Annotated in this window: 13 protein-coding genes and 1 rRNA gene; 6 read left to right on the top strand and 8 right to left on the bottom strand. The window is 73.3% G+C overall.

The window, feature by feature from the left end:
• Positions 1–12: 12 nt before the first annotated feature.
• Entirely contained in the window at positions 13–897 is an 885-nt protein-coding gene (locus ACH495_RS16440) for a universal stress protein (RefSeq protein ID WP_396858544.1), read from the bottom strand.
• Positions 898–1,075: 178 nt separating this feature from the next.
• On the opposite strand from ACH495_RS16440, the gene ACH495_RS16445 reads away from it, so the two are divergent.
• A complete protein-coding gene (locus ACH495_RS16445) occupies positions 1,076–1,546 on the top strand; it encodes a cyclic nucleotide-binding domain-containing protein (RefSeq protein ID WP_396858545.1) in 471 nt (156 codons plus the stop codon).
• Between the two features lies 1 nt (position 1,547).
• On the opposite strand, the gene ACH495_RS16450 is transcribed toward ACH495_RS16445, so the two are convergent.
• On the bottom strand, positions 1,548–1,715 hold the full coding sequence (locus tag ACH495_RS16450) for a hypothetical protein (protein WP_396858546.1): 168 nt from the start codon (positions 1,713–1,715) through the stop codon (positions 1,548–1,550).
• Positions 1,716–1,849: 134 nt separating this feature from the next.
• Between ACH495_RS16450 and ACH495_RS16455 the strand changes: the two genes are divergently transcribed.
• Positions 1,850–2,353 (top strand): GNAT family N-acetyltransferase, encoded by a 504-nt coding sequence (locus ACH495_RS16455; RefSeq protein ID WP_396858547.1) that lies wholly within the window; start codon positions 1,850–1,852, stop codon positions 2,351–2,353.
• A gap of 10 nt (positions 2,354–2,363) precedes the next feature.
• Entirely contained in the window at positions 2,364–2,990 is a 627-nt protein-coding gene (locus ACH495_RS16460) for a hypothetical protein (RefSeq protein ID WP_396858548.1), read from the top strand.
• Positions 2,991–2,996: 6 nt separating this feature from the next.
• On the opposite strand, the gene ACH495_RS16465 is transcribed toward ACH495_RS16460, so the two are convergent.
• Positions 2,997–4,535, bottom strand: a complete 1,539-nt coding sequence (locus tag ACH495_RS16465) for an FAD-dependent monooxygenase (RefSeq protein WP_396858549.1) — start codon at positions 4,533–4,535, stop codon at positions 2,997–2,999.
• 84 nt (positions 4,536–4,619) lie between these two features.
• On the bottom strand, positions 4,620–5,234 hold the full coding sequence (locus tag ACH495_RS16470; protein ID WP_396858550.1) for a TetR family transcriptional regulator: 615 nt from the start codon (positions 5,232–5,234) through the stop codon (positions 4,620–4,622).
• A gap of 186 nt (positions 5,235–5,420) precedes the next feature.
• Here ACH495_RS16470 and ACH495_RS16475 point away from each other — a divergent pair, with 186 nt between their 5' ends.
• Positions 5,421–6,785, top strand: coding sequence for a hemolysin family protein (locus ACH495_RS16475; RefSeq protein WP_396858551.1), 1,365 nt, complete (start codon positions 5,421–5,423; stop codon positions 6,783–6,785).
• A 69-nt stretch (positions 6,786–6,854) separates the two neighbouring features.
• On the opposite strand, the gene ACH495_RS16480 is transcribed toward ACH495_RS16475, so the two are convergent.
• The 4 genes from ACH495_RS16480 to ACH495_RS16495 all read right to left on the bottom strand — a co-directional run bounded on the left by ACH495_RS16480 (position 6,855) and on the right by ACH495_RS16495 (position 9,235).
• Positions 6,855–7,172: a PRC-barrel domain containing protein gene (locus ACH495_RS16480; RefSeq protein WP_396858552.1), complete on the bottom strand. Its 318-nt coding sequence runs from the start codon at positions 7,170–7,172 to the stop codon at positions 6,855–6,857.
• A complete protein-coding gene (locus ACH495_RS16485; protein WP_396858553.1) occupies positions 7,159–7,539 on the bottom strand; it encodes a hypothetical protein in 381 nt (126 codons plus the stop codon). The genes ACH495_RS16480 and ACH495_RS16485 overlap by 14 nt, the downstream gene beginning before the upstream one ends.
• Complete coding sequence (locus ACH495_RS16490; RefSeq protein WP_396858554.1) at positions 7,536–8,762, bottom strand: NRAMP family divalent metal transporter; 1,227 nt, start codon at positions 8,760–8,762, stop codon at positions 7,536–7,538. The genes ACH495_RS16485 and ACH495_RS16490 overlap by 4 nt, the downstream gene beginning before the upstream one ends.
• Before the next feature lie 83 nt (positions 8,763–8,845).
• On the bottom strand, positions 8,846–9,235 hold the full coding sequence (locus ACH495_RS16495; RefSeq protein WP_396858555.1) for a PaaI family thioesterase: 390 nt from the start codon (positions 9,233–9,235) through the stop codon (positions 8,846–8,848).
• A gap of 82 nt (positions 9,236–9,317) precedes the next feature.
• On the opposite strand from ACH495_RS16495, the gene tyrS reads away from it, so the two are divergent.
• Complete coding sequence (gene tyrS / locus ACH495_RS16500; RefSeq protein WP_396858556.1) at positions 9,318–10,619, top strand: tyrosine--tRNA ligase; 1,302 nt, start codon at positions 9,318–9,320, stop codon at positions 10,617–10,619.
• A 604-nt stretch (positions 10,620–11,223) separates the two neighbouring features.
• A 16S ribosomal RNA gene (locus ACH495_RS16505) occupies positions 11,224–11,501 on the top strand; the annotation flags it as partial.

Consider the following 11,501-nt stretch of genomic DNA (forward strand, 5'->3'; position numbering starts at 1 on the left):
GCGGCGTAGGCGTCAGTCGTCGGCCGGCTCCGGGCGGTGGGCGACCAGCACCGGGCAGTGGGCGTGCTGCACCAGCGCCTGGCTGACCGAGCCGAGCAGCAGCCCGGCGAAGCCGCCCCGGCCCCGGGAACCGACCACCATCAGTGACGCGTCGGCGCTCGCCTCCCGCAGCGCGGTCTCCGGGGAGGCGGCGACGACGGGGCGTTCGGTCACCCGCAGCCCCGGGTGTGCCGGCCGGACCCGCGCGGCGGCCGTGCCGAGCAGCTCGGCCACCTCGGCCCGCTCGGCGGTGGTCGCCTCGGCCGCGGCCTCCGGGGCCGCCGCGCCGCGCTCCGGCGCGCGCACGTGCATCAGCACCAGCTCCGCGTCCCGGCGCTCGGCCTCGTCCGCGGCGAGGTCGACGGCGTACGCCGCGGACTCCGAGCCGTCCACCCCGACCAGCACCGGACCGCCGACCGGGATCGGCTGCTCCGCGGGACGCACCACGAGCACCGGGCAGTGCCCGTGCTGGGCGAGCTGCGTACCCACCGAGCCGAGCAGCAGCCCGGCGAAGCCACCCACGCCCCGACTGCCCACCACCACCAGCTCGGCCCGGCGGGACTCCTCGACCAGCGTCGCGCCGGGGCCGCCGGCGACCTGGCGCACCTCCACCCGCAGCCCGGGGTGCCGGTCGGCCAGGTCGGCGGCGACCCGTTCGAGCATCTTCTCCGCCTCCTCGGTGGGCGCCGGCACCCCGAGGTCGTACGGGTTGAGCGGCACGCCGTACCCGAGCGGGTGCAGGTAGCCGTGCACCAGCAGCAGCGGCCGGGCTCGTGCGACGGCGGCCACGGCGGCCTGGTCGGCGGCGGCCAGGCTGGACGGCGATCCGTCCACCCCCGCCACGACGGGTCGGTTCATCGGCGGCATCCCTCCGGTCGGCTCAGGCCATTGTGGCCGTCCCTGCCCCGCACGCGGGCGCCGCCACGCACGACCCCGGGATTGGGGCGGGGCGGCGCGGGACCATCGGCCCTGCCGTGTCGCGGCGCGGTGGGATGCAATGGGGTCACGGCTCCCTTCTGTCGATCGTGGAGGCGCGATGACCCCACTGGAGATGCTCCGCGTGCACCCGTTCCTGGCCGGGCTGCCCGACGAGTGGTTGCCCCCGCTCACCGGCTACGCCCGCCCGGTCGCCTGGCACCCCGGGCACCGGCTGTTCCGCGCCGGGCAGCCGGCCGAGCGGTTCTGGCTGGTCCGGGACGGCCAGGTGGCGCTGGACTTCCCGGTGCCCGGTCGCGGCGACGTGGGTATCGAGACGGTCGGCGCGGGTGGTGTGCTCGGCTGGTCCTGGCTGTTCCCGCCCTACCGCTGGCAGTTCGGCGCGGTGGCCACCCGGCGCAGCACGGCGGTGGAGTTCGACGCCGAGGGGGTGCGCCGGCTGATGGCCTCCGACGACACGCTGGGCCGGCACCTCACCGCCCGGTTCATGAGCGTCGTGGTGGACCGGCTCCAGGCGTCCCGGGTCCGCCTGCTCGACCTGTACGGCTATCCGACGACCGCGGCGAGCTGACTCACCCGACGCCGAGGCTCCGCACCGCGTCGGCGTGCCCGAGCAGGCGGTGCACGGCGGCGACCAGCGGGTCGGTCTCCGGGCGTAGCTCGCCGGCCAGGTGCCGGGCCACCGGCGACGGCTGGACCGGCACCTCGCCGAGCAAGATCCGCCCGGAGGTTCCGTCCATGGTCCGGCCTCCTCACCTGCGTGGTTCCTCCTCCTTGGTAGCGGTCCGGCCGGTCGCACCGGCAGGGCCGGACGGGGCCCGGGGCGGGCCGGAGGTCCCGACCGTGTCGGTGGGTCCGCGTATCGTTCCCGGCCGTGACCCCTGATGTGGAGATTCGTCCGGTCCGCGACGACGACCTGCCCGTGTTCTTCGCCCACGAGCAGGACCCGCAGGCCAACTGGATGGCCGCGTTCGGCCCGAAGGACCCGACGGACCGTGCCGCGTTCGACGCGCACTGGGCGCGGATCCGCGCCGACGCGCGCATCGTCAACCGCACGATCGTGGCCGGCGGCGAGGTGGTCGGCCACGTGGCGGCGTTCCCGGTCGACGACCAGACCGAGGTCAGCTACTGGATCAATCCGGAGCGCTGGGGGCGCGGCCACGCCACCGCCGGGCTCGCCGCGCTGCTGCGGGAGCTGCCGCAGCGGCCGGTGCACGCCCGCGCCGCGAAGGACAACGCCGCCTCGCTCGCGGTGCTGCGCAAGTGCGGCTTCGTCGTGGTCGGCGAGGACTCGGGGTACGCTCCGGGCCGCGGCGTCGAGGTCGAGGAGTGGGTGCTGGAGCTGCCCGCCGAGGCACCTGACCAGGGCGACCACTAGTCTCCCCGGGGTGAACTGGCTGGAACTCGTCGGCTGGGCCGGCTCCGCGCTGCTGGTCTGGTCCCTGCTGCAGACGCGCATCCTGCGGTTGCGTGCGCTCAACCTGGTCGGCTGCCTGATCCTGATCGGCTACAACGCCGCCGTGCAGGTGTGGCCGATGGTCGGGCTGAACGTGGTGCTCACCGTGATCAACCTCTGGTACCTGCGCAAGCTGCTGGCCACCCGGCACGACGAGCAGACCTACCAGGTGGTGGAGGTGGGCACCGGCGACGCGTTCCTGGCCCACACGCTGCGGGTGCACGCCACCGACATCGCCCGGTTCAACCCGGCGTTCCGCTGGGACCCGGCCGCCGCCGACCGCTCGGCGTTCCTGGTGGTCCGCGCCGACGAGGTGGTCGGCGTGATGGTGTCGCACGCCGAGGCCGGCGGGGTGGCCCAGATCGACCTGGACTACGTGACCCCGCCGTTCCGCGACTTCACCCCCGGCGAGTTCGTCTACCGGCGCAGCCGCCTCTTCACCGACCGGGGTTTCCGCCGGGTGGTCAGCCCGCCCGGCATGGTCGCCCCCTACTACCACCGGCTCGGTTTCCGCCCGGAGGGCGGCGCGTACGTGCTGGACCTGCCCGCCCCGGTCTGAGCCGGGTCAGGCCGGCGTGCTCGCGTGGTCGCGGGGCCGGCCGAACCAGCGGGTCAGCGCGGCGCGCAGCCCGTCCCGGTCCGGTGCCGCCGCGTCGGACGCCCAGGCCAGGTAGCAGTCCGGGCGCAGCAGCAGCGCGGTCGAGGCGGTGCCCGTCAGCCGGCCGTCGACCACGTCCACCCGGTCCCGCCAGGGCCCGGCGGTCCCGCCCAGCGTGCCGGTGCCGTCGAGCAGCAGCGGGCGCGCGTCCCGGGTCAGCTCGGCCAGCCGTACCGGCCCGGTGTCGCGGTGCACCACCAGGTCCGGAGCCCAGGTGCCGACCGGCGGCCCGTCCGGTCCCGGGTCGTAGCGGATGTCCGCGCCGGCCATCAGCGCGGCCACGTGCCCGGCGTTCCCCGGCCGGGCGAGCAGCTCGCCGACGAGTTCGCGCAGCGCGGTGACCTCGGCGCCCGGCGCGATCAGCGCGGACTGGGCCTGGGTCGACATGGTGACCCGCCGGGCCGCCGGTCGGCGTTCGGCCTCGTACGTGTCGAGCAACCCGTCCGGGGCCCAGCCGTGCAGCCGCGCGGCCAGCTTCCAGCCGAGGTTCACCGCGTCCTGGAGGCCCAGGTTCAGCCCCGGCCCGCCGATCGCGGAGTGGACGTGGGCGGCGTCGCCGAGCAGCAGCACCCGGCCGGCCCGGTAGCGCTCGGCGAGCCGGGTGTTGCCGCCGGCCAGGCGGCGCAGCAGGTGCGGACCGGGCCCGGCCGGCGGGCCGAGCGGCACCTCGACCCCGAGCACCCGGGCCACGCTGGCCCGCATCCCGTCGAGCGTCAGCGGCGCGTCCGCCTCCGGCGCCGCCGGCCACTCGACGGTGCTGACCAGGGGCGCCCGGTCGGGAAACGGCGCCCAGACGATCAGCCCGTGCTCGGTGCGGGTGTGCTGGAACGGCGGCACGACCCCGTACCCGGGCACGACGAGACCGCCGGTGGCCGGGTCGACCAGCTCCGGCGGCACACCGACCTGGGCGGTACGCGAGACGGACCGGTCCGTGGTGACGCCGGGGAAGCCGATGCCGGCCAGCTTCCGCACCGTGCTGCGTCCGCCGTCCGCGCCCACCACGTAGCGGCAGTCGAGCGTGGCGCCGTCGGCAAAGTCGACCTCCACCGCGTCGGCGCGCTGCCGCAGCCCGGTCACCTCGCACCCGCGGCGGACCGGCACGCTTAGTTCGGCGACCCGTTCGGCGAGCACCCGCTCGACCTGCCGCTGGGGCACCGCCAGCCCGTACATCGGGTTGTCCGCGACGGCGGTCAGGTCCAGCGGCAACGCGCCGAAGACGAAGCCGGGCGTCGGTCGTGGCGGCGCGGCGGAGCCGGCGAGGCGCTCGTGCAGGCCGCGCCGGTCGAGCATCCGGACGACTTGGCCGACCAGCCCGTTCGCCCGGTTCTCGGTGGTCGGCGCGGTCAGCCGGTCGCACACCACCGGACGGATCCCGGCCAGCGCCAACTCGACCGCGAGCATGAGCCCATTGGGCCCCGCCCCCACGACAAGCGCATCAATCACCACAAAATCCTTCCCAGGGATGAAAGGCCGGGCCCCTTGTTAACGCCTCCGGTAGAGAAGGGGCCCCTTCTCACGAGGTGGGGTGGATCAGCGCGGCGGCGGCAGCCCGGCGGCGAGCTGGGCCAGCGCGTCGGAGAGCAGCCGCTCCATCGGCTCGGGGCGCTCGGCGCGGAGGAAGTGCCGCATGGCCGCGCCGACGCCCGCGTTGACCGCGGCGGCCACCAGGTGCGGGTAGAGATCGCGGCCGGCGTCGGTGCCGGTGCGCTCCGCGACGGCCTCGGCCAGCTCGGCGGCGGCGACCGCGCCGGCCCGCAGCATCTCGCCCTGCAACGCCGGCTCGGCGAGCATCACCCGCAGCCCGGCGACCCACTCCTCGTGGGCGCCCGGTGGCGACTGCTCGACCTCCGGACCGGGCGCCCACGAGGTGAGGAACGCCGCCTCGATCGCGCGCCAGAGCGGCTCGCCGGCCGGCCGGGCGCGGAGCGCGTCCACCACCCGGCGGCTGCGGTCCAGGTGTCGGGCGGAGATCGCCTCGGCCTTGCTGGCGAAATAGTTGTTGAACGTCCGTGGGGACACGCCGGCGGCCTGCGCGATGTCCTCCACCAGCACCGCGTCGTAGCCGCGCGCCACGGTCAGCCGGATGGCGGCCCAGCTCAGCGCCGCTCTGGTCGCGGCCTTCTTGCGTTCCCGCAGTCCACTCACGCACCGACCGTAGCAAATGATGCGTGGCACGCAAATATGCGGAGCCCGCAAAATTTTGTCCGGTCCGGAGAAGCACAGGATTCAGGCACGAGCCGGCGGGGCACAGAGGGGCCACGCCGACCGGGTCTGCCGGCCGGCGAGTCGGCCATCGGCCGACCCGGATCGGGTCGAGGGAGACAACCGGTCGTGCAGAGCTACTGGAGCCAGTTGGCCCTGGTCGGGGTGCTGGTCATCGTCAACGCGGCCTTCGCCGGCAGCGAGATGGCCCTGGTGTCGCTACGGGACAGCCAACTGCAACGGCTGGAGCGCAGCAGCCGTGCCGGCCGCACCCTCGCCCGGCTGGCCAAGGACCCGAACCGGTTCCTCGCCACCATCCAGATCGGGATCACCCTCGCCGGCTTCCTCGCCTCCGCCGCCGCGGCCGTCTCCCTGGCCCGCCCGCTGGTGCCGCTGCTCGGCGTCTTCGGCGACGCCGCCGAGACGGTCGCCATCGTCGCGGTCACCCTGGTGCTCACGTTCGTCACGCTGGTCTTCGGCGAGCTGGCGCCCAAGCGCATCGCCATGCAGTCCGCCGAGCGTTGGGCGCTGGTGGTGGCCCGACCGTTGGACGTGCTGGCCAGCCTCACCCGGCCGGCGGTCTGGCTGCTCGGCGCCACCAGCGACATGGTGGTCCGCCTGTTCGGCCTCGACCCGAAGCACGAGCCGGAGGAGATCGGCCCGGACGAGCTGCGCGACATCGTGGCCGGCAACCACGGCTTCACCAAGGAGCAGCGCACCATCATCGCCGGCGCGGTGGAGATCGCCGACCGGCAGTTGCGGGCCGTCCTCGTACCCCGGTTGCAGGTCTTCACGCTCGACAGCGGCACCACCGCGGAGGCCGCGCGGCTGGTCCTGGCGGCGACCGGGCACTCCCGGGCGCCGGTGGTCCGGCACGGCGGCCTGGACGACGCGGTCGGCGTCATCCACCTGCGCGACCTGGTCGGCGTCCCGGACGACCGGCCGGTCGACGACATCGCCCGCCCGCCGATGCTGCTGCCCGACTCGCTGTCCGTGGTCGACGCGCTGCGCCAGTTCAAGGCCGAGCGCCAGCACATCGCGCTGGTGGTGGACGAACGCGGCGCGGTCGACGGGATCGTGACGCTGGAGGACATCCTCGAGGAAATCGTCGGCGAGATCTACGACGAGACCGACCGCGACCTGCAGGCGGTCCACACCGAGGCGGACGGGACGCTGGTGCTGCCCGGCACGTTCCCGGTGCACGACCTCACCGACCTCGGGGTGGACCTGCCCAACCGGCCCGTCGGCGACTACACCACCATCGCCGGGCTGGTACTGATCTGCCTCGGGCACATCCCGACCGTGGCGGGGGAGCAGGTCACCGTGGACCGCTGGGACCTGACGGTGGCCGGCGTGGACCAGCGCGCGATCACCGAGGTGCGCCTGCGGCGCCGCCCCCGTCGCGACCGGACCGGCGACGACATGGACGGCGCCGAGCCGGCCGACGACGCCGACCCGGCGGACACCCCGGAACTCGACGAGGCACGCCGCTGACGGTCCCGCCACCCCGCGCCGGTCATCCGGCGCGGGGATCACCCCTGCGGCGTCCGGCGCAGGGTCGGCTCAGCGCCGGTCGGCGGGTGGGCCGAACGGGAAGCCGGGCACCGGCGGGTGCAGCCGCACCGCGTCCGCCGGCACCTGGTGGGTGCTGCGCCCGACCAGCCGGGCGACCGCCCGCAGCAGCCACGGCCCGGCGGGGTGCAGCTCCGGCCCGATCAGCCGGCTGGTCACCCGGGTCCACCAGTGACCGGCGACGATCACGTCGGCGATCCGCAGCCGCTCCGGCGGCCAGCCCCCGCGCACCACCACGTCCACCACCCGGCCCAGCCGCCGCCCGTGCAGGTCGTACGCGGTGCGCCCGAGCAGCTCACCCGCTCGCACGGTACGCCCCCGGGATCCGCTCGATCAGGTGCCGTCGCAGCCACGCCTCCACCGGCGAGGACGGCAGGTCCGCCGCCCGACAGCGCAGCCGAACCGCGCTGTCCACCCGGGCCACCACCGTCAGCGGCACCCGCAACGGCGGCACCGGCGGATCGTCGGTGAACCGGTCGGCGACCGCCACCAGCAGCCGCCCGACCCGGCCGCCGATCCGTTCCCCGAGCGCGCCCTGGCCCGTGAGCAGGCCGTCCACGTACGGGTAGCCCTCGTCGTCCACCGCGAACGCGATGTCGTCGACCCGCCCGACCAGGCGGCCCTCGGCGTCGACGATCTGCCGGTCGAGCAGCTGCTTGGCGAGCTGGACCCTCATCGCCCCATCCCCGTCATGATCGCCAGTGGGATCGCCGCCACCGAGGCGGCGACGATGAGCAGCAGGAACACGGCGCCGAGCAGGTTCGCCCCCCACCCGTTGACCCGGTCGCCGAGGTAGGTGCGGTCGTTGGCCACCACCAGGATCGGCAGGTAGGTCAGCGGCAGCACCACCGCGCTCAGCACCAGCATGTACTCGGTCAGCCGCACCGGGTCCACTGTCGTCATCAGCATCACCACACCGAGCAGCAGCCCGACCAGCAGCACGCTGTGGAACCGGGCCGCCTCCCGCGGGCTGACCCGCTTGCCCCACTGCCAGCCGAAGTACTGCGCCGCCGCGTACGCCGCCGACAGACCGGTCTCCAGCGCCGCGCCGAACGTCACCGCGAAGAACGCCAGCACGGCGGCGACCAGACCGGCGCCGCCGAGCGCGGTCGCCACCGGCCGGGCCACCTCGTCGAGCGAGCCCAGGGACGCTTCGGACGGGTGGTAGGCCACCGTCGCCACGGCGATCAGCGACAGCGCCAGGAAGCCGCCGACCGGGAAGCCGATCAGCACGTTCGACCGGGCGCGCGCCAGGTCCGCCGGGCCCCACCGCTCCTCCACCCCGCCCGAGGAGAAGAAGAAGACCTCGTACGGGCTGACCGTGGACGCGAACAGCGCCACCGCCACGAACCAGTAGAGCGGCCAACCGTGCCGGGCGGAGCTGATCCGCCACGCCCCGTTCCCGAGCGCCGCCCAGTCGGTCGGCAACGCCACCAGCGCGACCGCGAAGACCAGCAGCGCCAGCCCGGCCAGGCCGAAGATCCGCTCCATCAGCTCGAAGCGCATCCGCCACAGCACCAGCCAGACCGCCAACGCGGCCAGCGGCACCCAGAGCAGGTGACTCACCCCGGTGGCCAGCGTGAGCGCCAGCGCCACCCCACCCAGCTCCGCGGCCAGCGTCACCACCGTCACCAGCCACGACGCCACCAGGTTGAGCAGCGCCACCCGGGGCCCGAGCCGCTCCCGGACCAGGTCGAACACCGCCCGGCCGCTCACCGCCGCGATCCGGCCGGCCATGTCGGCGTACGCGCAGATGCCCACCACCCCGACCAGCAGCACCCAGGCGTGCGCCATGCCGAACAGCGCGCCGGCCTGGCTGGCCGCCACCAGGTCGCCGATGTCGACGAAGCCGCCGATGGCCGACAGCACGCCCAGCGTGGCGGCGAGGAGCTTCCTCACGTCGGAGCGGGGGCGGCTGGTCTCATCGACGCGACGATATCGGCGTCAGTGCCCGGTTATCGGGCGAATCGGGCAGCCCGGCGTCAGTCGGCGGTCAGGTTCTGCAGCCGCACCTGCCCTCGGGCGACGAGCCGCGCGTCGCCGTCGGTGATCTCCACCAGCCAGAGCTGCTGACTGCGGCCCCGGTGCACGGGCGTGCCGACCGCGGTCAACTCGCCGTCCCGGACCGCGCGCAGGAAGTCGGTCTGGTTCGACACCCCGACCACCCTGCCCCGGTCGCCCAGCCAGAGGGAGCCGCCGATGCTGGCCGCCGTCTCCACCACCGAGCAGTAGACCCCGCCGTGCTGGATCCCGTACGGCTGGTGCAGCTCCGGGCGGACCCGCCACCGGATCACCACCCGATCGCCGCTGACCTCGTCGAGCTCCAGCCCCAGCAGGGCCACGAAGCCCCCGGTCAGGTCCGGTGTCTCCACCCTGGTTCCTCCTCGCGCTCGACGGCGCCGCCAGCCTAGTCGGCGCCGCCGACGGCAAACCCGGTACGGCCCCGGGCCGGGGATGGGGGAGAATCGGTCCGTGACCGACAGCAACCTCCCGCCGGGGCGGGACTCCCTGACCGAAGACCTGCTGTGGCGGGGCCTGATCCAGGACTCGACCGGCCCCGACGAGCTGCGTGCGCTGCTCGACGGCCCGAGCGCCACGTTCTACGTGGGCTTCGACCCGACCGCCCCCAGCCTGCACGTCGGCAACCTCATGCAGGTCGTCATGGCCCGTCGGCTCCAGCTCGCCGGGCACCGGCCGCTGCTGCTGGTGGGCGGCGCCACCGGTCAGATCGGTGATCCCAAGGAGAGCGCCGAGCGGACGCTCAATTCGCCGGAGGTCATCGCCGGCTGGGTCCAGCGCATCCGCGACCAGCTCTCGCCGTTCGTCACGTACACCGGTGACAACGCCGCGGAGCTGGTCAACAACCTGGAGTGGACCGGCGAGATGTCGGTGGTGGAGTTCCTCCGGGACGTCGGCAAGCACTTCCCGGTGAACAAGATGCTGGCCCGGGAGGTCGTCAGGGCCCGGCTGGAGAGCGGCATCAGCTTCACCGAGTTCAGCTACCAGCTCCTCCAGGCCAACGACTTCTTCGAGCTGCACCGTCGGCACGGCTGCCAGCTCCAGTTCGGCGGCTCGGACCAGTGGGGCAACATCACCGCGGGGGTGGACTACGTCCGCCGGCGCGGCGCCGGCCCGGTGCAGGCGTTCACCACGCCGCTGGTCACCAAGTCGGACGGCACGAAGTTCGGCAAGAGCGAGACCGGCGCGGTCTGGCTCGACCCGGAGATGACCAGCCCGTACGCCTTCTACCAGTTCTGGCTCAACGCCGACGACCGCGACGTGACCCGTTACCTGCGGTACTTCAGCTTCCGGTCCCGGTCGGAGCTGGAGGAGCTGGAGAAGGCCACCGCCGAACGCCCCCAGGCCCGCGCGGCCCAGCGGGCGCTGGCCGAGGAGCTGACCTCGCTGGTGCACGGCGAGCGGGAGACCACCCAGGCGGTCGCGGCGAGTCAGGCCCTGTTCGGGCGGGGAGCGCTGGACGAGCTCTCGCCGGAGACGCTGCGGGCGGCGCTCGCCGAGGCCGGTCTGGTACCCGTCGACGAGTTGCCGGACGTCGCCGGCCTGCTCAAGGAGTCGGGCCTGGTCCCGAGCATGAAGGAGGCCCGGCGGGTGATCGCCGAGGGCGGCGCCTACGTCAACAACACCCGGGTCGCCGAGGTCGACGCGACGGTCACCGCGGCCGACCTGCTGCACGGCCGCTACCTGGTGCTGCGTCGTGGGAAGCGCTCGTTCGCGGGCGTTGAGCTGCGGGGATAGTCGACGGTCGACGATGTGACGCGGGACGCGCCCGGCGGATTTGACGATCAATCCGCCGGGCGCGTAACTTTCTCTCTGCCAGCGCGGAACGGACGAACAGGGCGAAAGACCTGGGAGGCCGGAGCGCAGGACCTGGAACACGGGCGGTGCCCCGGGTTCGCCGGGAGGCGGATTTGGTGAGGCGGAACCGACCGGGTAAGGTTATCGGCCGGCAGGGAAACGGACGGGCCAGCGGGAAACCGCGAACGGCCGTCCTGCCGAATTCCTCGACGCGACCGACGCGAGTCGGCCGAATCGTGGTGCCCGGCAAAAGGGTGATGCACGACAAACTGGCAAACACCGGTTTGACACGGCGGAAACCACCGGGTAACGTAGTAAAAGTGCCCGGCGCGAGAGCGGCGGGGATGTGAACGAAATGCCCCGGGTTGGGGCCCTCCTGGTGGGGGTTCTGGGCGGTGTGTGGTTGTTCTTTGAGAACTCAACAGGGTGCTTGATAAGCCAGTGCCAATTGTTTTATACCCCGGACTGGTCAGGCTTTGGTCTGTCTGGTTGGGATTCCTTTGGCAACACTTTTGTTGCCAGGACATTGTGTCCGACAAAGTTTTTGTTGGAGAGTTTGATCCTGGCTCAGGACGAACGCTGGCGGCGTGCTTAACACATGCAAGTCGAGCGGAAAGGCCCTTCGGGGTACTCGAGCGGCGAACGGGTGAGTAACACGTGAGCAACCTGCCCTAGGCTTTGGGATAACCCTCGGAAACGGGGGCTAATACCGAATATGACCTCGCATCGCATGGTGTGTGGTGGAAAGTTTTTCGGCCTGGGATGGGCTCGCGGCCTATCAGCTTGTTGGTGGGGTGATGGCCTACCAAGGCGACGACGGGT

This window comes from Micromonospora sp. NPDC018662, from assembly GCF_044391475.1.
GTDB lineage: Bacteria > Actinomycetota > Actinomycetes > Mycobacteriales > Micromonosporaceae > Micromonospora.